Below are 19,733 nucleotides of genomic sequence, written 5' to 3' on the forward strand. Positions count from 1 at the left end.
CGAGCCGCGGCCGCCTCCGTGGAGGGGCCGCGCCTCGGGCGTCGCATCATCCGGGTCGGGTGGTCGTCAGCGGACGCCCTCCGCCTGGATCATCGTCACGATCTCGTCGTACTTCGGCGAGTTCATGAAGTTGTCGACCGACACGTGGATCGCGTCGGGCGACTGCAGCCTGGCGCGCTCCGTCAGGTCCTGGTGGGTGATGACCAGGTCGGCCGATGCGTCGAGGTTCGCGATGGCCTTGTTGGTCACCGTGACATCCTCGATGCCCGCCTTCTTGATCTTGTTGCGGAGCACGCTCGCGCCCATCGCCGACGAACCCATACCGGCGTCGCAGGCGAAGACGACGTTGTGCACCGGGTGCGTCGGGACGATGCCGCCCTGGAGCTGCCCGCCCGTCTCCGCCTCGGTCTCGAGCCGGTCGAGCGCCGCCTCGGCCTCCTCCTCGCTCGCGGTCCGGGCACGCAGCGCGTCCATGGCCGCCGACGACTTGCCCTTGTTGGCCTCGGTCTGCGACACCGCCGCGGCGAACCGGTCGGCCTCGGCCGCGAGGTCGCGACGACGCGTGGCCCGCAGGATGATCCCCGCGATCACGAACGTGACGGTCGCCGAGAGGATCACCGACAGGATGACGCCGAGGTAACTGTCGCTCGCGGTCTGTGCAAGCACCGCGAAGATGCTGCCCGGTGCCGCCGGCGCGCGGAGCCCGGCGTCGAAGAGCATGTTCGTGGTGACGCCCGTCATGCCGCCCGCGATGAGCGCGAGGATCAGGATGGGCTTCATCAGCGCGAACGGGAAGTACACCTCGTGGATGCCGCCGAAGAACTGGATCACGGCCGCACCCGGTGCCGACGCCTTCGCCGCTCCGATGCCGAAGAAGGTGAACGCGAGCAGCAGCCCGACGCCCGGGCCGGGGTTCGCCTCGAGCAGGAACAGGATCGACTTGCCCTCCTCGGCGGCCTGCGTGATGCCGAGCGGGGTGAGCACACCGTGGTTGATCGCGTTGTTCAGGAAGAGCACCTTGGCCGGCTCGATGATGATGCTGGTCAGTGGCAGCAGGTTCGTCTCGACCAGCCAGTTGACCGCCGCCCCGAGCACGTTCATGAGGCCGTTGACGAACCAGGCGACGGGGTAGAAGCCGACGATCGCCATGACGAAGCCCCAGATGCCCGCCGAGAACATGTTGACGAGCATCTCGAAGCCGGCCTTGATCTTGCCGTCCCAGAGCGCGTCGAGGCGCTTCATGGTCCACGCCGCGAGCGGGCCGAGGATCATCGCGCCGATGAACATGTGGATCTGGCCGAGCTGGTTGTCCTCGGGCAGCGTCGCGTTCTCCTGGGCGATGAGCAGGTCCGATCCCGCGATGGCGCCGAACGTCGCGATGGTGCCGACGACGCCGCCGCGCACGCCGTAGACCATGTGGCCGCCCGTGTACGCGATCAGGATCGGCAGCAGGTAGTGGATGAACGGCCCGACGATCGTCGACAGGTCGGCGTTCGGGGTCCACCCGACCGGGATGAAGAACGCGGTGAAGATGCCCCACGCGATGAGCGCGGGGATGTTCGGCATGATCATGCCGCTGAGGAAGGTTCCGAATCTCTGGACGTGGACGCGGGCTCCCCCGGGTCGCTTCGCCTCAGCTGACGTCGTCGTCATGGCTGCCTCCAGTGCAGGTCACGGCACGGTCGTGCCGGTGGGGATGGGTGCGGATGCGTCGGCGGCCTCCTGTGCCGCCTGCTTCGCCTCGGCCGCTCCCTCTGCGGCCAGGGCTGCCCGGGCGATGCGCTCTGCATCCTCCCGGGTGTACCGCGCGAGGGAGGCGCGGACGTCTGCGAGTGCCGACGGGGACATCGACAGGCTCGTGGCGCCGAGGCCGACGAGCACCACGGCGAGCAGGGGGTCGGCTGCGGCCTCGCCGCAGATGCCGACGGGGCGTCCGTCGATCCGACCCGCGTCGCCCACGTGGCCGACGAGGCGGAGCACCGACGGATGCCATGCGTCCTGCAGGTTGGCGACCGTGCCGAGCAGGCGGTCGGCCGCCATCGTGTACTGCGTGAGGTCGTTCGTGCCGATGGACGCGAAGTCGGCGACCTTCAGGATGTGCTCGGCGATGAGCGCGGCGGACGGTGTCTCGACCATGACGCCGGCGACCTTGATGCCGAGCTCGTCGCACAGGGTCGTGAAGTAGCGGGTCTCCTCGACGGTCGCGATCATGGGCGCCATGACCCACAGGTCGGCGTCCGTCGCGGCGTCGGCCGCGGCGAGCGCGGTGAGCTGCTCGCGCAGGATCACCTCGGAGTGCCGGAGCGCGCGGATGCCACGGAGGCCGAGGGCCGGGTTCTCCTCGGGCGCGTCGTTGAGGAACGACAGGGGCTTGTCGGCGCCGGCGTCGAGCACACGCACGACGACCTTCTTGCCGGCGAAGGCGGTGAGCATGCGGGTGTACTGCGCCTGCTGCTCGGTGACGGACGGCGCGCTGTTCGCGTCGAGGAAGAGGAACTCGGTCCGGAACAGTCCGACGCCTTCGGCACCGAGCGCGAGCGCCTCCTCGGCGCCGTCGGCCGATCCGAGGTTGGCCAGCAGGGGCACCGGGGTGCCGTCGCCGAGTGCGCCCGGCGTGACCGGCGCGGCCGCTCGGGCGGCCCGCTCGGCGATGCGCTCCTTCACCTCGGCGACCTGCTCGGGCGTCGGGCCCTGCACCACGAGGTCGTTGGCCGCGTCGACCACGACCGTGTCGCCGTCGGCGAGCGTCGCGGCATCCGTCGCCCCGACGACCGCGACGATCGACTTCTCGCGGGCGAGGATCGCGGTGTGCGAGGTGGGGCCGCCGTCGACCGTGACGAGGCCGAGCACCTGGCCGAGGTCGAGCAGGGCCGTGTCGGCCGGAGCGAGGTCGCGGGCCACCAGCACGAACGGGTGACCGGGATTCGGCACGCCGGGCGCGGGGACCTTGAGCAGGTGCGCCACCACGCGCTGCGACACGTCGTCGAGGTCGGCGGCGCGCTCGCCCATGTACCCGCCCATCGAGACCAGCAGGTCGCGGAACGCGGCGAACGCCTCGAACACGGCGCGTTCGGCGGTCTTGCCGTCGCCGAGCCGCTTGACGACGTCGTCCATCAGGGTCGGGTCCTCGGCCATCATGGCCTGCGCCTCGAGCACGTCGCGCGCGGCGCCACCGGCCTGCGCACCCTTGCGCTGCAGGTCCTCGGCCACGACGGAGAGCGACGCGCGGGCGCGCTCCTCCTCGCGTGCCGGGTCGAGGTGGCTCGGTCGGTCCACCGGTTCCGGCAACCGCTCGGCCATCCGAACAACCGGTCCCACGGCCACGCCCTGGCCGATCCCCGTGCCTCTGAACTCCATCACTCGCCCCTCCGATTCGTTTCGATGGGCGACGGATGCCCCGGGCTATTCGTCGTGATCGGTGCTGAGCAGCTCGATGAGTTCGTCGAGCACGCGCTGCTCGTCGCCCCCGTCGACCGCCACGGTGACCTCGTCGCCGTGGTCGATGCCCTGCGCGATGACGGCGAGGATGCTCGCCGCGTTGACTGGAGTGCCACCGTTCTTCGCGATGGTGACCGTCGATCCCGATCCTGCGGCGGCCTGGGTGAACAGCTTGGCCGGCCTGGCGTGCAGTCCGTGGCTCGATCCGACTCGAACAGTGCGTTCCACCATGTTCCTGGCCTCCGTCGCTGGCGTCCGTTCCCGTGTTCACCATAGACCCGTGCGTCCGCGCAGGGAACAGGCTTGCGCGGCGTGGGGGCGTTCATGCCCGCTCTCCGATGATCGCGATCGCGAGGTCGAGCGCCGCGTCGCCGTCGAGCGTGCGGGTCTCGCCGGGCAGCACCGCGACGGGCACGGATGCCGCTGCCGCGTCCTGCTCGAGCGACGGCAGCCGCTCGGCGAGATGCGTGCCCACGAGGAGCGCGTCGGCGTCGGCGAGCTCGGCGGCGAGCGTCTGCTCGCCGGCGGCACGCACGCTGACGTCGATGCCGCGCGCCTCGGCGGCCCGGCGGATCCGCAGCGCGGCGAACGTGCTCGACGCTCCTGCTCCGCACACCACGACGATCCGCATCGCGTGCCTCCTCGCCCGGCCTGCCCGGTCTTCTTCGATCGGTCACGGCGGATGCCGCGAACAACCCCGAGTCTGCTCGCGATCGGGTCCGCGCGACCAACAGACCTGCTTCCGCACCCCCGGAAGTTCCGTGGCATCCGCTGTCCGGAGGGCCCGGGGGTGGTTGACTGTCTGCACCGGCCCCGACGCGAGTGCGCGGTGCGGCCGGAGTGCTGGATCGGAAGCGAGCTGACGTGCCGGAGAAGTGGGAGCGCCTCGTCGAGGCCCTCGCCGACGCCGACGGCTGGACGACCGCAGCCCGGCTCGCCGACCGGCTGGGCGTCACGACCCGCACCGTGCGCACGTACGCGGCGCAGGCGAACCAGGGCGGCGAACCCGTGGTCGAGTCGGGGCCCGACGGCTACCGCCTCGACCGTGCGGCGTGGGCGCGTCGGGTCCGGCAGCGCGCGGATGCCGCCGACGCCGGGCCCGAGGGCCGCCGCTCGCGCCTCATCCGCGACCTCGTCGACGCGCCCGACGGGCTCGACGTGTTCGAGGCCGCCGAGCGCATGCACGTGAGCGAGTCCACCCTCGAGTCCGACCTCGGGCGCGTGCGCACCCGACTGCAGGGCACCGGACTCGCACTCGAGCGCGACGGCGATGTCGTGCGGCTCACCGGTCCCGAGACCGCGATGCGCCGGCTCGTCGGATCGCTCGTGCGCGAGGAAGGGCGTCGCGGCATCAGCGACCTCGGCACCCTGAGGGCGGGCTTCCCGACGGTCGACGGGTTCCGGCGCGGCCTGCTCGCGGGGCTGCGCGATGCCGGCTGGGCGCCCAACGAGTACGCGCTCGACGACGTGCTGCTGCATGTCGCGATCGCGGTCGACCGGGTCTCGCGCGACCGCACCCTCGAGCGGGCGGATGCCGCGACGGCCTCGGACGCCCTGGTGGCCCTCGTCGATGAACTGGTCGGCGAGGAGTTCGGCGTGCGCCTGCCGCCGGCCGAGCTCGAGCACCTCGCGCGCCTCATCGGCACGCGCGCGGCCACGCGCCGCGAGGGCCCGGCACGCGTCGACGTGCTGCGCGGGATCGTGGCGCGGATCTCGCAGGACTGGCTGGTCGAGCTCGGCGACGACGAGTTCCTCGAGCGGCTCGCGCTGCACGTCGACAACCTCGCCGCGCGCGCGGCCGAGCACAGCTACTCCCGCAACCCGCTCACGGCCTCGATCAAGGCCGCCTACCCGCTCATCTACGACCTCGCGGTCTTCCTGGCGTCGGAACTCGGCCGCCTCGAGGGCATCACGGTGAACGACGACGAGATCGCCTACCTCGCGATGCACCTGGGTGCGGCGCTCGAGCGGACGCGGTCGCGCGGCGACGCGGTGCGCGTCACGGTGATCGCGCCGGAGTACCACGACGCCCGTGAGCTGCTTCTCGACCGTCTCCGGGGCGGCCTCGGCGACGACGTCGAGATCGTCGTCGGCGGTGCCGCGTCGCTCGACGACCCTTCGTCGTACGTCGACGACGCCGATCTCGTGGTTTCGGTGCTTCCGCCTCGAGTGCCGCACCCGTCCGTGGTCGCGGTTCCGCCGTTCCCGACGACCGACGACGTCGAGCGCATCCGGCAGGAGCTGGCACGGATCCGGCGCGGGCGACGCCGTGCGCGCCTCGCCTCGACGCTGACCCGGACGATCGGGCCCGACCTGTTCGTGCGCGGCGTCGGCGGGCGCGACCGCGAGGACGTCATCCGGCTCCTCGGCGACCGGCTCATGGCCGCGGGCGTCATCGACGAGACGTACGTGCACGGCGTGCTCGAGCGCGAGCGGATGTCGTCGACGGCCTTCACCGACCTGCTCGCGGTTCCGCACGCGATGACGATGACCGCCGAGCGCAGCGCCATCGCGATCGCCATCGACGAGCGCCCGATCGCGTGGGGCGGGGCCGAGGTGCACGTCGTGGCGCTCATCGCGTTCGCCGAGTCCGGTCGCGCGGAGTTCCAGGCGGTGTTCGACCAGTTCGTCGAGGCGTTCTCGGACCCGGAGAACGTGCGCCGGCTCGTGCGCGGCGCGGTCGACTACCCCGGGCTGCTCGCCGAGCTCTCGGTGCTCATGGCGCGCTGAGCTCAGCCGATCGGCACTGGCGTCACGCCGAACGGCGCGAGCCCGGCCGCTCCGCCGTCGGGCGCGGTGAGCACCCAGATCCCGCCACGGTGCACGGCGACGCTGTGCTCGGCGTGCGCCCCGTCCGCACCATCGGACGTGGCGACGGTCCAGCCGTCGTCGCGCACGAACGTGTCGGGACTGCCCGCCACGACCATCGGCTCGATCGCGACGACGAGGCCCGGCTGCACTCGCGGTCCGCGCCCGCGCACCGCGTGGTTGTAGACCGTGGGCTCCTCGTGCATCGTGCGGCCGATGCCGTGGCCGCCGTAGCCCTCGATGATCGAGTAGGGGCCGGATGCCGCGACCGACGCCTCGATCGCCTCGCCCAGCTCGTTCAGGTGGCGTGCGCTCGCGAGGCGCGCGATGCCCGCCCAGAGCGCCCGGTCGGCGGCGTCGACGAGCGCCTGCCTCGTGCGGACCAGGTCGGGACGGTCCGGATCGGGCAGGACGACCGAGAAGGCGGCGTCGCCGTTCCATCCGCCGACCTCGGCGCCGCCGTCGACCGAGACGAGGTCGCCCGGGCGGAAGGCGCGGTCGTCCGGGATGCCGTGCACGACATCGCCGCCGACCGACACGCAGAGGGTGTGGCCGTAGCCGGGGACGAGCCGGAAGTTCGACCGACCGCCGCGGCCACGTATGACGGCGTCGGCGACCGCGTCGAGCTCGAGCGGGGTCGCGCCGACCACGAGTCGCTCGCGCACCGCGGCAAGCGCGGCGGCCGTCGCCTCCCCCGCCGGGACCATCGCCCGCAGCTCGGCGGACGATTTCAGCGGGTGGCGACGGAACACGCGGCGGCTACGCGGCGCCGGCGGCGCCGTTCGGAACCAGGCCGCGCTCGGCGAGCGCGTCGAAGATCCGCGCGGTGACCTCGTCGAGCGTGCCCACGCCGTCGATGCGCAGCACGAGGTCGCGCTCGCGGTACACGTCGAGGATCGGCGCGGTCTCGCGCTCGTAGATCGCGAGGCGGTTCGCGATGATCTCCTCGGTGTCGTCGGTGCGCCCCTGGTCGAGGGCCCGCTGGCGCAGGCGCGTGATGCTCTCCTCGCGCGGGACCTCGAGCTCCAGGACGGCGTCGAGCGACTCGCCGCGTTCGGCGAGGAAGTCGTCGAGGTGCGCGACCTGACCGCGATTGCGAGGGTACCCGTCGAGCACGAAGCCGTGCGCGGCGTCGGCCTGGGCGAGCCGGTCGCGCACGAGCTCGCTGGTGAGCTCGTCGGGCACGAGGTCGCCGGCCTCGATGATGGCCTGCACCTTCTTGCCGAGTTCCGTGCCGCCCTTGACGTTCTCGCGGAAGATGTCGCCGGTGGCGACCTGCGGAACACCGAAGGCCTCGGCGACGAGCACGCCCTGGGTGCCCTTGCCGGAGCCCTGGGGACCGACGATGAGGAAGCGGGCGGACCGTGCGGGGTGCATGCCGCCCTGAGCCTGTCGATGGGTCATCGGAGGAGCCCTTCGTAATGGCGCTGCTGGAGCTGGGCGTCGATCTGCTTCACGGTCTCGAGCCCGACGCCGACGATGATGAGGATCGATGCGCCGCCGAACGGGAAGTTCTGGTCGGCACCGACGACCGCGAACGCGATCAGCGGGATGAGCGCCACGAGGCCGAGGTAGAGCGAGCCGGGCAGGGTCACGCGGGTGAGCACGTAGTCGAGGTACTCGGCGGTGGGTCGGCCTGCGCGGATGCCCGGGATGAAGCCGCCGTACTTCTTCATGTTCTCGGCGACCTCGTCGGGGTTGAACGTGATCGCGACGTAGAAGTACGTGAACCCGACGATGAGCAGGAAGTACACGAGCATGTACAGCGGGCTCGAGCCCTGCGTGAGGTTGTTCGTGACCCAGACGACCCACGGCTGCGGTTCCTCACCGGCGGCGGGCTGGTTGAACTGGGCGATGAGCGCCGGCAGGTACAGCAGCGACGAGGCGAAGATGACGGGCACCACGCCGGCCATGTTGACCTTGATCGGGATGTACGTGTTGTTGCCGCCGTAGGTGCGCCGACCGACCATGCGCTTGGCGTACTGCACCGGAACGCGACGCTGGGACTGCTCGACGAAGACGACCGCGAGGACGATCACGAGGCCGATGGCGAGCACGACCGCGAAGGTGTCGAAGCCACGCGAGACCGCGATGCCCCAGAGCGAGCCGGGGAAGGTCGCTGCGATCGAGACGAAGATGAGCAGCGACATGCCGTTGCCGATGCCCCGCTCGGTCACGAGCTCGCCGAGCCACATGATGAGGCCCGTGCCGGCGGTCATGGTGATCACCATGAGCAGGATCGCGTACCAGGCGTCGTTGGTGATCAACTGCGTGCACGCGGGGTCCGAGTTCGCCGGGAACAGGGCGCCCGACCGTGCGACGGTGATCAGCGTCGTCGACTGGAGGACGCCGAGCGCGATCGTCAGGTACCGGGTGTACTGGGTGAGCTTGGCCTGGCCCGCCTGACCCTCCTTGTAGAGGGTCTCGAAGTGCGGGATGACCACGCGCAGGAGCTGCGTGATGATCGACGCCGTGATGTACGGCATGATGCCGAGCGCGAAGATCGACAGCTGGAGGAGCGCGCCGCCGGAGAACAGGTTGACGAGCTCGTAGAGGCCGGAGGCCCCCTGGTTCGCCGCCAGGCACTGCTGGACGTTCGCGAAGTCCACGAACGGCGCGGGGATGAACGAGCCGAGTCGGAACAGGGCGATGATGCCCAGCGTGAACCCGATCTTCCGGCGAAGGTCGGGGGTGCGGAAGATCCGCCCGATGGCGTTGAACACTCGTCCTCCTGTTGCTCCGTCGTGGAGTCAGTCGTTATGCGGCTCGAGCCTGTCGAGACCCCCGTGAATCATACGCGAGGTCCCGACAGGCTCGAACTCTTCGGTGGTGCAGCGGCTACTTGACCGAACCGCCGGCGGCGACGATCTTCTGCTCGGCGGAGCCGGAGACCTTGTCGACCGCGACGTTGAGCTTCACCTGGATGTCGCCGTTGCCGAGCACCTTGACGCGCTCGTTCTTGCGGACGGCACCCTTCGCCACGAGGTCGTCGACGGTGACGTCGCCGCCCTTGGGGTAGAGCTCGGCCAGCTTCTCCAGATTGACCACCTGGTACTCGACCCGGAACGGGTTCTTGAAGCCGCGCAGCTTCGGCGCACGCATGTGGTACGGAAGCTGCCCGCCCTCGAAGCCGGGGCGGATGTTGTTGCGGGCCTTCGAGCCCTTGGTGCCGCGACCGGCGGTCTTGCCCTTCGAACCCTCACCGCGTCCGACGCGGGTGCGGTCCTTCTTGGCACCGGGCGCCGGGCGCAGGTGGTGCACCTTCAGCACGGGCTCGCGCACGACGTCGGCCTCGGCCTTCTTGGCCGGGGCCTTCTTGGCCGGGGCCTTCTTGGCCGGGGCCTTCTTGGCGGGGGCCTTCTCGGCCTTCGCCTCGTCGGCCTTGGCGGCGGCGGCCTTGGCCGGCGCCTTCTTCTCGGCGGCGGCCTTCGCCGGCGCCTTCTTCTCGGCAGCCGGCTTCGCGGCGGCCTTCTTCGCAGGAGCCTTCTTGGGGGTCTCCTCGGTTGCCTTCTTGTCGTCGGCCATTAGTCGATCTCCTCAACCTTCACGAGGTGGGCGACCGTCTTCACGTAACCGCGGTTCTGCGGCGTGTCCTCGCGGACGACGGAGTCGCCGATGCGCTTCAGTCCGAGGCTGCGGAGCGTGTCGCGCTGGTACTGCTTCTCGCTCACCTTGGACTTGATCTGGGTCACCTTGAGCTGCTTGGCCATCAGGCACCTGCCTTCGCTGCTGCGGCGGCCTCGGCCGCCTGGGCCTCGGCACGCAGCAGACGGGCCGGGGCGACCTCGTCGTAGTCGAGACCACGACGGGCTGCGACGGCGCGCGGCTCCTCGAGCTGCTTGAGCGCCTCGACCGTGGCGTGCACGATGTTGATCGTGTTCGACGAACCGAGCGACTTGCTCAGGACGTCGTGGATGCCGGCGCACTCGAGCACGGCACGCACCGGGCCGCCGGCGATGACACCGGTTCCGGCGGAGGCCGGACGCAGGAGGACGACACCGGCTGCGGCCTCACCCTGCACGGGGTGCGGGATGGTCGCGCCGACGCGCGGGACGCGGAAGAAGTTCTTCTTCGCCTCCTCGACGCCCTTCGAGATCGCGGTCGGCACCTCTCGGGCCTTGCCGTAGCCGACGCCCACGAGGCCGTTGCCGTCACCCACGACGACGAGCGCCGTGAAGCTGAATCGACGACCGCCCTTGACGACCTTCGACACGCGGTTGATGGTGACGACACGCTCGAGGAACTGGCTCTTCTCGGCGTCGCGCTCGCGACGGTCGCGGCCCTGGCCGCGGTCGCGGCCGCCGCGGCGACCCTCGCGCTCATTGCGCGGCGGCTCGGAGGAAGCTGCCGTCTCGACGGGTGCCTCTGAAGTCACCTCGGTCTCCTTCACAGTGCCCTTGTTCTCATTCGCTGCGGTGCTCACAGGTTCAGCCCTGCCTCTCGCGCTCCGTCGGCGATCGCTGCGACACGACCGGCGTACTTGTTGCCGCCGCGATCGAACACGACCGACTCGATGCCCGCCTGCTTGGCCCGCTCGGCGACGAGCTCGCCGACCTTCTTGGCCTTGGCGGTCTTGTCACCGTCGAACGCGCGGAGGTCGGCCTCCATGGTCGAGGCGGATGCCACGGTGTGGCCCTTGCTGTCGTCGACGACCTGCACGAAGACGTGGCGGGCCGAACGCGTCACCACGAGGCGGGGACGCAGCTCGGAGCCGACGATCTTCTTGCGAAGCCGGGTGTGGCGGCGCGAACGCGCAGCCGACTTGCTCTTGACGGCCATGATTACTTACCAGCCTTTCCGGCCTTGCGACGCACGACCTCGCCGGCGTAGCGGATGCCCTTGCCCTTGTAGGGTTCCGGCTTCTTGATCTTGCGGATGTTGGCGGCGGTCTCGCCGACGGCCTGCTTGTCGATGCCGGCGACCGTGATCTTGTTGTTGCCCTCGACGGTCAGCGTGATGCCGGCGGGGGGCTCGACGGTCACGGGGTGCGAGAAGCCGAGCGCGAACTCGACCGAGGAGCCCTTCTGGGCGACGCGGTACCCGGTGCCGACGATCTCGAGGCCCTTGGAGTAGCCCTGGGTCACGCCGATGATGTTGTTTGCGATGAGGGTGCGCGTGAGGCCGTGGAGCGAACGCGAGTCGCGCTCGTCGTCGGGGCGGCTGACGAGGACCTGGTTGTCCTCGACCTTGACCTCGATGGGCTGCGCCACGGTGAGTGCGAGCTCGCCCTTGGGGCCCTTCACGGTGACGGCGCGGCCGTCGACCTTCACGTCGACACCGGCGGGGATGTCGATGGGGAGTCGTCCGATTCGTGACATGGATCTACCACACGTAGGCGAGGACTTCCCCACCCACGCCCTTCTTCTCGGCCTGGCGGTCGGTGAGCAGACCGCTGGAAGTGGACAGGATCGCGACGCCGAGGCCGCCGAGCACCTTGGGGATCTCGGTCGACTTGGCGTAGACGCGGAGGCCGGGCTTCGAGACGCGCTTGATGCCCGCGATCGAGCGCTCGCGGTTCGGGCCGAACTTGAGCTGCAGCGTGAGCGTCTTGCCCACGCGAGCGTCGGTGACCTCGAAGCCGGCGATGTAGCCCTCGCTCTTGAGGATCTCGGCGATGTGCGCCTTGAGCTTGGAGTGCGGCATCGACACGGAGTCGTGGTGCGCGGAGTTCGCGTTGCGAAGGCGCGTCAGCATGTCAGCGACCGGGTCGGTCATCGTCATGACGTGTGTTTCCTAACGTTCACCAGGTTTCAGGACCCGTTACACGGGGACTGACCTGTGGTGGTGGCGGCACGCGGTTGCGGACCGCCGAATGCCGGGTGCCGGCCGGACCTCGCGAGGGGCCCGGCCAGCCGCGGCACAAACTCGTAGAGTCTACTACGCGTTGTCGGTCGACTTGAACGGGAAGCCGAGCGCCTTGAGCAGCGCGCGACCCTCGTCGTCGTTCTTGGCAGTGGTCACCACGGTGATGTCCATGCCGCGGACGCGGTCGATCTTGTCCTGGTCGATCTCGTGGAACACGGACTGCTCGGTGAGGCCGAAGGTGTAGTTGCCCGTGCCGTCGAACTGCTGGTCCGAGAGGCCGCGGAAGTCGCGGATACGGGGCAGCGCGAGCGAGAGCAGGCGGTCCAGGAACTCCCACATGCGGTCGCCGCGAAGCGTCACGTGGGCGCCGATGGGCTGGCCCTCGCGGAGCTTGAACTGGGCGATCGACTTGCGGGCCTTGGTGACCTGCGGCTTCTGACCGGTGATCCTGGTCAGGTCGGCGATCGCGCCGTCGATGACCTTGCCGTCACGGGCCGCCTCGCCGACGCCCATGTTGACGACGATCTTCACGAGACCCGGCACCTGGTGCGGGTTGGCGTACCCGTTGGCCTCGGTGAGGGTCTTGGTGATCTCGGTCTGGTACTTCTGCTTGAGGCGCGGCTGGATCTTGCCAGCCGGCGCGGCAGTTGCGGTGTCGGTCATCAGAGGTCCTTACCTGACTTCTTCGCGTAGCGGACGCGGACGGTCTTCTCGACGCCGTCCTTCGTCACGGTCTCGGTGCGGAAGCCGACACGGGTCGGCTTCTTCGACTCGGGGTCGACGAGCGCCACGTTCGACACGTGGATCGGCGACTCGTGCGTTTCGATGCCGCCGGTCTTCGTTCCGCGCTGCGTCTGGCCGACGCGCACGTGCTTGGTGACGTAGTTCACGCCCTCGACCACGACGCGGTTCTGGTCGACGAGCACCTCGATGACCTTGCCCTGCTTGCCGCGGTCTCCGCCGCGAGCCTGGCTGCGGCCCGAGATGACCTGGACGAGGTCGCCCTTCTTGATCTTCGCCATGGTTACAGCACCTCCGGCGCCAGCGAGATGATCTTCATGAACTTCTTGTCGCGGAGCTCCCGGCCGACCGGCCCGAAGATGCGGGTGCCACGGGGGTCACCGTCGTTCTTGAGGATCACCGCGGCGTTCTCGTCGAACTTGATGTAGGAGCCGTCGGGACGACGGGTCTCCTTCGCGGTGCGGACGACGACGGCCTTGACCACGTCGCCCTTCTTCACGTTGCCGCCAGGGATCGCGTCCTTGACGGTGGCGACGATGACGTCGCCCAGGCCCGCGTAGCGTCGGCTCGAACCGCCGAGCACGCGGATGGTGAGCAGCTCCTTGGCACCCGTGTTGTCGGCGACCTTGAGCCGGGATTCCTGCTGAATCACTTCGTACTCCTTCTGAGAGGCAAGCCCTGCGGCTTACTTGGCCTTCTCGACGATCTCGACGAGGCGCCACCGCTTGGTGGCGCTGAGCGGGCGGGTCTCGGAGATCACGACGAGGTCGCCGATGCCGGCGGTGTTCTGCTCGTCGTGCGCCTTGACCTTGGACGTACGACGCATGACCTTGCCGTACAGCGGGTGCTTCACGCGGTCCTCGACCTCGACGACGATGGTCTTGTCCATCTTGTCGCTGACGACGTAGCCGCGACGCACCTTGCGGTAACCGCGGACGAGCTCGGCCGTCTCGGCGACCTCGGCCGCAGCCTTCTTGGTCTCAGCCATGATCAGGCCTCCTTCGTCTCGGCCTCGGCCGCGTCATCCGCGGCCTTGGCCTTCTTCGTCTTCTTGGCGGGCGCGGCGGGCGCCTCGACCGGAGCCGGCGTCGCACGGATGCCGAGCTCGCGCTCACGGATGACCGTGTAGATGCGAGCGATGTCGCGCTTGACGGCCTTCAGGCGGCCGTGGCTCTCGAGCTGACCGGTGGCGGCCTGGAAGCGCAGGTTGAACAGCTCCTCCTTGGCCTTCTTCAGCTCATCGACGAGACGCTCGTCCTCGAAGGTGTCGAGCTCGACGACAGCGAGCTCCTTGGTTCCGACGGCCATTATGCGTCGCCCTCCTCGCGCTTGATGATGCGTGCCTTGAGGGGCAGCTTGTGGATGGCACGGGTCATGGCCTCGCGAGCGAGTTCCTCGGAGACACCCGAGACCTCGAAGAGGACGCGACCCGGCTTGACGTTGGCGACCCACCACTCGGGCGAGCCCTTACCGGAACCCATGCGGGTCTCAGCGGGCTTCTTCGTGAGCGGACGGTCGGGGTAGATGTTGATCCACACCTTGCCGCCGCGCTTGATGTGACGCGTCATGGCGATACGAGCGGACTCGATCTGACGGTTCGTCACGTACGCGGGGGTCAGGGCCTGGATGCCGAACTCGCCGAAGGAGACCTTCGTGCCGCCGGTGGCCTGGCCCGAACGGCCGGGGTGGTGCTGCTTGCGGTACTTGACTCGACGGGGAATCAACATGGTTATGCCTCAACTCCTGCGGCCGCCGGCTCCTGCGAACGAGGCGCACGGCGGGGACGGTCACTGCGCTCGCGCGACGGCTTCTGGGAGGCCTGCTCGCGGGCGAGTTCCTTGTTGGTGATATCGCCCTTGTAGATCCAGACCTTCACGCCGATGCGGCCGAAGGTGGTCTTGGCCTCGTAGAAGCCGTAGTCGATGTTCGCGCGGAGCGTGTGCAGCGGCACGCGACCCTCGCGGTAGAACTCCGACCGGCTCATCTCGGCGCCGCCGAGGCGGCCCGACACCTGGATCCGGACGCCCTTGGCGCCGGCGCGCTGCGCACCCTGCAGGCCCTTGCGCATCGCACGGCGGAATGCCACGCGCGCGGAGAGCTGCTCGGCGATGCCCTGCGCGACGAGCTGGGCGTCGGCCTCGGGGTTCTTCACCTCGAGGATGTTCAGCTGGATCTGCTTGCCGGTGAGCTTCTCGAGGTCGGCGCGGATGCGCTCGGCCTCGGCGCCGCGGCGGCCGATCACGATGCCGGGACGCGCCGTGTGGATGTCCACGCGGACGCGGTCCCGGGTCCGCTCGATCTCGATGCGCGAGACACCCGCGCGGTCGAGCGACGTCTGGAGCAGGCGACGGATCTTGACATCCTCGGCGAGGTAGTCGGCGTAGCGCTGACCGGGCTTCGTCGAGTCGGAGAACCACCGCGACACGTGGTCGGTGGTGATGCCGAGACGGAAGCCGTACGGGTTGACCTTCTGACCCATTACTTCGTACCCTCCTCGGGCGTGCCGAGCACGACGGTGATGTGGCTCGTGCGCTTGTTGATTCGGAAGGCACGACCCTGCGCGCGCGGCTGGAATCGCTTGAGGGTGGTGCCCTCGTCGACGAATGCGCGCTTGATGTAGAGGTCCTGCTCGTCCAGGTGCGTGTTCGTGGCATCGGCCTTGACGCGAGCGTTCGCGATGGCCGAGGCGACGAGCTTGTACACGGGCTCGCTCGCACCCTGGGGTGCGAACTTCAGGATGGCCAGGGCCTCCTGTGCCTGCTTGCCGCGGATCAGGTTGACGACGCGGCGGGCCTTCATGGGGGTCACGCGGATGTGACGCACGCGTGCGATCGACTCCACCATTTCTCTCCTCCTTCACGCCACCGCGTCAGCGGCGGCGGCCCTTCTTGTCGTCCTTCACGTGTCCACGGAAGGTGCGGGTGGGCGCGAACTCGCCGAGCTTGTGGCCCACCATGGTCTCGGTGACGAACACCGGGATGTGCTTGCGGCCGTCGTGCACGGCGATCGTGTGGCCGAGCATGGCCGGCACGATCATCGAGCGACGCGACCACGTCTTGATGACGTTCTTCGAACCCGAGTCGTTCGCCGCGTCCACCTTGCGAAGCAGGTGCTCGTCGACGAAGGGGCCCTTCTTGAGGCTGCGAGGCATCTTCTCTTACTCCTACTTGCGCTTCTTGCCGACGGTGCGACGACGGACGATGAGCTTGTCGCTCTCCTTGTTGGGGCGACGGGTGCGGCCCTCGGGCTGACCCCACGGGCTCACCGGGTGACGACCACCGGAGGTCTTGCCCTCACCACCACCGTGCGGGTGGTCGACCGGGTTCATCGCGACACCGCGGACGGTCGGGCGCACGCCCTTCCAGCGCTTGCGGCCGGCCTTGCCCCAGTTGATGTTCGACTGCTCGGCGTTGCCGACCTCGCCGACGGTCGCGCGGCAGCGCGCGTCGACGTTGCGGATCTCGCCCGACGGCAGGCGGAGCTGCGCGTAGGGGCCGTCCTTCGCCACGAGACGCACCGACGCTCCGGCCGAGCGGGCCAGCTTCGCGCCGCCGCCGGGACGGAGCTCGATGGCGTGCACGACGGTACCGGTCGGGATGTTGCGCAGCGGCAGGTTGTTGCCCGGCTTGATGTCGGCGCCGGGGCCCGACTCGATCGGGTCGCCCTGCTTGAGCTTGTCCGGCGCGATGATGTAACGCTTGGTGCCGTCCACGAAGTGGAGCAGCGCGATGCGAGCGGTGCGGTTGGGGTCGTACTCGATGTGAGCGACCTTGGCCGGCACGCCGTCCTTGTCGTTGCGACGGAAGTCGATGACGCGGTACTGGCGCTTGTGGCCGCCGCCGACGTGGCGGGTGGTGATGCGGCCCTGGTTGTTGCGGCCACCGGACTTCGACAGCGGGCGGAGCAGCGACTTCTCGGGCGTCGAGCGCGTGATCTCGGCGAAGTCGGCGACCGACGAACCGCGACGACCCGGGGTCGTGGGCTTGTACTTGCGAATAGCCATAGTGAGTTTCCTCTGCTCCCTAGCCGACAGCCGTGAAGATGTCGATCGAGCCGGACTTGAGGGTGACGATCGCGCGCTTGGTGTCCTTGCGCTTGCCGATGCCGAAGCGCGTGCGACGCGTCTTGCCCTGGCGGTTCAGGGTGTTGATCGAGGCGACCTGGACGTTGAAGATCTTCTCGATCGCGAGCTTGATCTCGGTCTTGTTCGCACGGGGGTCCACGGTGAACGTGTACTTGCCCTCGTCGATCAGGTTGTAGCTCTTCTCCGAGACGACCGGCGCGATGATGATGTCGCGCGGGTCCTTGTTGTGCGCGGCGCTCATGCGGAGACCTCTTCCTTCTTCGCCGTCTTCGAGGCGATGAACGCCTCGAGCGCGGCCTGGCTGAAGACGATGTCGTCGGAGACGAGCACGTCGTAGGCGTTCAGCTGGTCGACCGGCAGCACGTGCACGGTCGGGATGTTGCGGACGACGCGCTCCGAGAGCTCCTCGTCGCGCGTGAGCACGACCAGGTAGTGCTTCGCGGGGGCGATCCCGCCGAGGAGCGCCACGGCGTCCTTGGTCTTGGGAGTGTCGCCGGCGAACGAGGTCACCGCGTGGACGCGGCCGCCGCGGGCCCGGTCGGAGAGCGCGCCGAGCAGTGCGGCGGCGATCATCTTCTTCGGGGTGCGCTGCGAGTAGTCGCGCGGCTGCGGGCCGTGCACGACGCCGCCGCCGGTCATCTGCGGCGCGCGGATCGAGCCCTGGCGGGCGCGGCCGGTGCCCTTCTGCTTGAAGGGCTTCCGACCGGCGCCGGAGACCTCGCCGCGGCGCTTGGTCTTGTGCGTGCCCTGGCGCGCGGCAGCGAGCTGGGCGACGACGACCTGGTGGATGAGCGGCACGTTGGTCTGCGCATCGAAGAGCTCGGCGGGCAGCTCGACCGAACCGGACTTCTTGCCGGTCACGTCGAGAACGTCGATGGTGTTGGCGGTAGCCATGGACTACGCCCCCTTCACAGCGTTGCGGACGAACACGAGACGGCCACGCGCACCGGGGACGGCGCCCTTGACGAGCAGCAGGCCCTTCTCGGCGTCGACCGCGTGCACGCGGAGGTTGAGGACGGTCACGCGCTCGCCGCCCATGCGGCCGGCCATGCGCATGCCCTTGAAGACGCGGCTCGGGGTCGACGACGCGCCGATCGAACCGGGCTTGCGGTGGTTGCGGTGCGCACCGTGCGACGCGGAGACGCCCGCGAAGTTGTGGCGCTTCATGACACCGGCGAAGCCCTTGCCCTTGGAGGTGCCGACGACGTCGACCAGCTGGCCGGCCTCGAAGGTGCCGTCGACGGTGAGCTCCTGGCCGAGCGCGTAGTCCGCGGCATCCGCGGTGCGGATCTCGGTGACGTGGCGGCGCGGGGTGACCCCGGCGGCGTCGAAGTGACCGGTGAGCGGCTTGGTGACCTTGCGCGGGTCGATGGCGCCCGCGGCGATCTGGATGGCGGTGTAGCCGTCCTTCTCGGCGCTGCGGAGCTGCGTGACCACGTTGGGGGCGATCTCGATGACGGTGACCGGGATGAGCTTGTTGTTCTCGTCCCACACCTGGGTCATGCCGAGCTTGGTGCCCAGCAGGCCCTTCACGTTCTTGGTAGTGGTGGACATGTCGTACCTCAGAGCTTGATCTCGATGTTGACGTCGGCCGGAAGGTCGAGGCGCATGAGCGAGTCGACGGCCTTGGGCGTCGGGTCGACGATGTCGATCAGGCGCTTGTGGGTGCGCATCTCGAAGTGCTCGCGGCTGTCCTTGTACTTGTGGGGCGATCGGATGACGCACACCACGTTCTTCTCGGTCGGAAGCGGCACGGGGCCGACGACCGTGGCGCCCGCGCGGGTCACCGTGTCGACGATCTTGCGCGCCGAGGTGTCGATGACCTCGTGGTCGTACGACTTCAGTCGAATGCGGATCTTCTGTCCCGCCATTGCTGACTCTCTCTCTGTCAAGGCGTCTTACCCCTTCCGAGGGCATCGGACGCCGCGTAGCTACTCCGTGTGAAGCACCACTGTTCTTCTGTCAAAGGCCGGTGATCGAGCCTGTCGAAGCCACCCCGCTGACGCGGTGGCCTCGGCACGCTCGACCTTCGAACCCCACCGACCCCCGCGCTCGGGCGTGTCGCACTCGCGCGAACGGGCATGGGAGACCCATGCTCGAAGTGGATGTCGGTTGTGTGTCCTGCTGCCCGCGGCCTAGCCTGACCCGTGCGGCCCTGGGGGCTTCGGTGGCTATGCACTGCCTGGCAGTGATTCGAACGGCACGCAGCGAGGCACGCCGTTCGAAATGTTGAACTAGACGAGTCTGCCACAGCCGCAGGTCACGTGCAAGCCGGGCGTGTCGCGCCTGCCGACCTCACAGCATCGTCGCAGTCAAGCGGATGCCGCGGCATCCGTCGAGGTGGTGGAATCGAGTCACGACCACCGATGGGAGGCCCCCGATGACGGAGCAGGCGAACGACTACGCGCACGCGGTGAGCGAGCAGATCGGACCGGGCAGCGTCTCGGTGACCCGCGTCGGGCCCCGGCGGTACCAGGGGCTCAACGAGCGCGGCGCCACGGTCGCGATCGGGGGCGCGGAGCTCGAGGGCGAGCACTTCACTCCCGGCGAGCTGCTGAAGCTCGCGCTCGCCGGCTGCGTCGGGCTGAGCGTCGACCGGGTGGCGGCACGGCGGCTCGGCGACGAATACGCCATGACGGTATGGGCGCACGGCCGTTCGGACGGCGAGTCCAACCGCTACCAGCAGATCACCGAGGAGGTCGTGATCGATCTCTCGGCACTCGAGGCCGACGACCGGACCAAGCTCGTCGGCATCATGGCCCGCGCGATCGAGAAGGGCTGCACGGTCGGCCGCAGCGTCGAGGGTGCCATCGACGTCGACACCGAGATCGACGGCATGCGCGTCGAGGCCCACTGA

Annotated in this window: 29 protein-coding genes; 2 read left to right on the forward strand and 27 right to left on the reverse strand. The window is 69.3% G+C overall.

Features of this window, described 5'->3' with window-relative positions; translation table 11 throughout:
* Positions 1 to 66 precede the first annotated feature (66 nt).
* The 4 genes from ACULK4_RS13755 to ACULK4_RS13770 all read right to left on the reverse strand — a co-directional run bounded on the left by ACULK4_RS13755 (position 67) and on the right by ACULK4_RS13770 (position 4,069).
* On the reverse strand, positions 67 to 1,653 hold the full coding sequence (locus ACULK4_RS13755) for a PTS mannitol transporter subunit IIBC (RefSeq protein ID WP_445966143.1): 1,587 nt from the start codon (positions 1,651 to 1,653) through the stop codon (positions 67 to 69).
* Positions 1,654 to 1,671: 18 nt separating this feature from the next.
* Positions 1,672 to 3,357, reverse strand: a complete 1,686-nt coding sequence (gene ptsP / locus ACULK4_RS13760) for a phosphoenolpyruvate--protein phosphotransferase (protein WP_445966144.1) — start codon at positions 3,355 to 3,357, stop codon at positions 1,672 to 1,674.
* A gap of 45 nt (positions 3,358 to 3,402) precedes the next feature.
* Positions 3,403 to 3,669 (reverse strand): HPr family phosphocarrier protein, encoded by a 267-nt coding sequence (locus ACULK4_RS13765; RefSeq protein WP_445966145.1) that lies wholly within the window; start codon positions 3,667 to 3,669, stop codon positions 3,403 to 3,405.
* 91 nt (positions 3,670 to 3,760) lie between these two features.
* Positions 3,761 to 4,069, reverse strand: a complete 309-nt coding sequence (locus tag ACULK4_RS13770) for a PTS sugar transporter subunit IIB (RefSeq protein WP_445966146.1) — start codon at positions 4,067 to 4,069, stop codon at positions 3,761 to 3,763.
* A 233-nt stretch (positions 4,070 to 4,302) separates the two neighbouring features.
* Between ACULK4_RS13770 and ACULK4_RS13775 the strand changes: the two genes are divergently transcribed.
* Entirely contained in the window at positions 4,303 to 6,168 is a 1,866-nt protein-coding gene (locus ACULK4_RS13775) for a BglG family transcription antiterminator (protein ID WP_445966147.1), read from the forward strand.
* Positions 6,169 to 6,170: 2 nt separating this feature from the next.
* Here the strand turns inward: ACULK4_RS13775 and map are convergent, their stop codons facing one another.
* From map to rpsJ, 23 genes are all read right to left on the reverse strand, one after another.
* Positions 6,171 to 6,953: a type I methionyl aminopeptidase gene (map, locus tag ACULK4_RS13780; protein ID WP_501043389.1), complete on the reverse strand. Its 783-nt coding sequence runs from the start codon at positions 6,951 to 6,953 to the stop codon at positions 6,171 to 6,173.
* 52 nt (positions 6,954 to 7,005) lie between these two features.
* Positions 7,006 to 7,650, reverse strand: coding sequence for an adenylate kinase (locus ACULK4_RS13785; protein WP_445966149.1), 645 nt, complete (start codon positions 7,648 to 7,650; stop codon positions 7,006 to 7,008).
* On the reverse strand, positions 7,647 to 8,969 hold the full coding sequence (secY, locus tag ACULK4_RS13790; protein WP_445966150.1) for a preprotein translocase subunit SecY: 1,323 nt from the start codon (positions 8,967 to 8,969) through the stop codon (positions 7,647 to 7,649). The genes ACULK4_RS13785 and secY overlap by 4 nt, the downstream gene beginning before the upstream one ends.
* A gap of 115 nt (positions 8,970 to 9,084) precedes the next feature.
* Positions 9,085 to 9,771: a 50S ribosomal protein L15 gene (gene rplO, locus ACULK4_RS13795; RefSeq protein WP_445966151.1), complete on the reverse strand. Its 687-nt coding sequence runs from the start codon at positions 9,769 to 9,771 to the stop codon at positions 9,085 to 9,087.
* Positions 9,771 to 9,956: a 50S ribosomal protein L30 gene (rpmD, locus tag ACULK4_RS13800; protein ID WP_067948559.1), complete on the reverse strand. Its 186-nt coding sequence runs from the start codon at positions 9,954 to 9,956 to the stop codon at positions 9,771 to 9,773. Before rpmD ends, rplO begins: the two co-directional genes overlap by 1 nt.
* A complete protein-coding gene (rpsE, locus tag ACULK4_RS13805; RefSeq protein WP_445966152.1) occupies positions 9,956 to 10,621 on the reverse strand; it encodes a 30S ribosomal protein S5 in 666 nt (221 codons plus the stop codon). The genes rpmD and rpsE overlap by 1 nt, the downstream gene beginning before the upstream one ends.
* A gap of 44 nt (positions 10,622 to 10,665) precedes the next feature.
* Positions 10,666 to 11,025 (reverse strand): 50S ribosomal protein L18, encoded by a 360-nt coding sequence (rplR, locus tag ACULK4_RS13810; protein ID WP_445966153.1) that lies wholly within the window; start codon positions 11,023 to 11,025, stop codon positions 10,666 to 10,668.
* 2 nt (positions 11,026 to 11,027) lie between these two features.
* Positions 11,028 to 11,564, reverse strand: coding sequence for a 50S ribosomal protein L6 (gene rplF / locus ACULK4_RS13815; protein ID WP_445966154.1), 537 nt, complete (start codon positions 11,562 to 11,564; stop codon positions 11,028 to 11,030).
* Positions 11,565 to 11,568: 4 nt separating this feature from the next.
* Positions 11,569 to 11,967: a 30S ribosomal protein S8 gene (gene rpsH / locus ACULK4_RS13820; protein WP_067948566.1), complete on the reverse strand. Its 399-nt coding sequence runs from the start codon at positions 11,965 to 11,967 to the stop codon at positions 11,569 to 11,571.
* A 156-nt stretch (positions 11,968 to 12,123) separates the two neighbouring features.
* Positions 12,124 to 12,714: a 50S ribosomal protein L5 gene (rplE, locus tag ACULK4_RS13825; protein WP_445966155.1), complete on the reverse strand. Its 591-nt coding sequence runs from the start codon at positions 12,712 to 12,714 to the stop codon at positions 12,124 to 12,126.
* On the reverse strand, positions 12,714 to 13,073 hold the full coding sequence (gene rplX / locus ACULK4_RS13830) for a 50S ribosomal protein L24 (RefSeq protein WP_445966156.1): 360 nt from the start codon (positions 13,071 to 13,073) through the stop codon (positions 12,714 to 12,716). Before rplX ends, rplE begins: the two co-directional genes overlap by 1 nt.
* A gap of 2 nt (positions 13,074 to 13,075) precedes the next feature.
* A complete protein-coding gene (rplN, locus tag ACULK4_RS13835; protein WP_445966157.1) occupies positions 13,076 to 13,444 on the reverse strand; it encodes a 50S ribosomal protein L14 in 369 nt (122 codons plus the stop codon).
* A gap of 33 nt (positions 13,445 to 13,477) precedes the next feature.
* Positions 13,478 to 13,780, reverse strand: coding sequence for a 30S ribosomal protein S17 (gene rpsQ, locus ACULK4_RS13840; protein WP_129233338.1), 303 nt, complete (start codon positions 13,778 to 13,780; stop codon positions 13,478 to 13,480).
* 2 nt (positions 13,781 to 13,782) lie between these two features.
* Entirely contained in the window at positions 13,783 to 14,100 is a 318-nt protein-coding gene (gene rpmC, locus ACULK4_RS13845; RefSeq protein WP_445966158.1) for a 50S ribosomal protein L29, read from the reverse strand.
* Positions 14,100 to 14,519: a 50S ribosomal protein L16 gene (gene rplP, locus ACULK4_RS13850; protein ID WP_149161171.1), complete on the reverse strand. Its 420-nt coding sequence runs from the start codon at positions 14,517 to 14,519 to the stop codon at positions 14,100 to 14,102. The genes rpmC and rplP overlap by 1 nt, the downstream gene beginning before the upstream one ends.
* 2 nt (positions 14,520 to 14,521) lie before the next feature.
* Positions 14,522 to 15,271: a 30S ribosomal protein S3 gene (rpsC, locus tag ACULK4_RS13855; RefSeq protein ID WP_067948578.1), complete on the reverse strand. Its 750-nt coding sequence runs from the start codon at positions 15,269 to 15,271 to the stop codon at positions 14,522 to 14,524.
* Complete coding sequence (rplV, locus tag ACULK4_RS13860; protein ID WP_445966159.1) at positions 15,271 to 15,636, reverse strand: 50S ribosomal protein L22; 366 nt, start codon at positions 15,634 to 15,636, stop codon at positions 15,271 to 15,273. Before rplV ends, rpsC begins: the two co-directional genes overlap by 1 nt.
* 25 nt (positions 15,637 to 15,661) lie before the next feature.
* The gene (rpsS, locus tag ACULK4_RS13865) at positions 15,662 to 15,943 is read right to left on the reverse strand and encodes a 30S ribosomal protein S19 (RefSeq protein ID WP_445966160.1); all 282 of its coding nucleotides are present in this window, start codon (positions 15,941 to 15,943) and stop codon (positions 15,662 to 15,664) included.
* A gap of 12 nt (positions 15,944 to 15,955) precedes the next feature.
* On the reverse strand, positions 15,956 to 16,795 hold the full coding sequence (gene rplB / locus ACULK4_RS13870; RefSeq protein ID WP_445966161.1) for a 50S ribosomal protein L2: 840 nt from the start codon (positions 16,793 to 16,795) through the stop codon (positions 15,956 to 15,958).
* Positions 16,796 to 16,814: 19 nt separating this feature from the next.
* Positions 16,815 to 17,117, reverse strand: a complete 303-nt coding sequence (gene rplW, locus ACULK4_RS13875; RefSeq protein WP_445966162.1) for a 50S ribosomal protein L23 — start codon at positions 17,115 to 17,117, stop codon at positions 16,815 to 16,817.
* On the reverse strand, positions 17,114 to 17,770 hold the full coding sequence (gene rplD / locus ACULK4_RS13880; RefSeq protein WP_445966163.1) for a 50S ribosomal protein L4: 657 nt from the start codon (positions 17,768 to 17,770) through the stop codon (positions 17,114 to 17,116). The genes rplW and rplD overlap by 4 nt, the downstream gene beginning before the upstream one ends.
* 3 nt (positions 17,771 to 17,773) lie before the next feature.
* The gene (gene rplC, locus ACULK4_RS13885) at positions 17,774 to 18,430 is read right to left on the reverse strand and encodes a 50S ribosomal protein L3 (RefSeq protein WP_445966164.1); all 657 of its coding nucleotides are present in this window, start codon (positions 18,428 to 18,430) and stop codon (positions 17,774 to 17,776) included.
* Positions 18,431 to 18,438: 8 nt separating this feature from the next.
* Positions 18,439 to 18,747 carry a 30S ribosomal protein S10 gene (rpsJ, locus tag ACULK4_RS13890; RefSeq protein WP_017201594.1) on the reverse strand — a complete coding sequence of 103 codons (309 nt, stop codon included), beginning with the start codon at positions 18,745 to 18,747 and terminating at the stop codon, positions 18,439 to 18,441.
* Between the two features lie 509 nt (positions 18,748 to 19,256).
* On the opposite strand from rpsJ, the gene ACULK4_RS13895 reads away from it, so the two are divergent.
* Positions 19,257 to 19,733 (forward strand): OsmC family protein, encoded by a 477-nt coding sequence (locus ACULK4_RS13895; RefSeq protein WP_445966165.1) that lies wholly within the window; start codon positions 19,257 to 19,259, stop codon positions 19,731 to 19,733.

It is taken from the genome of Agromyces selenitireducens (assembly GCF_052748465.2).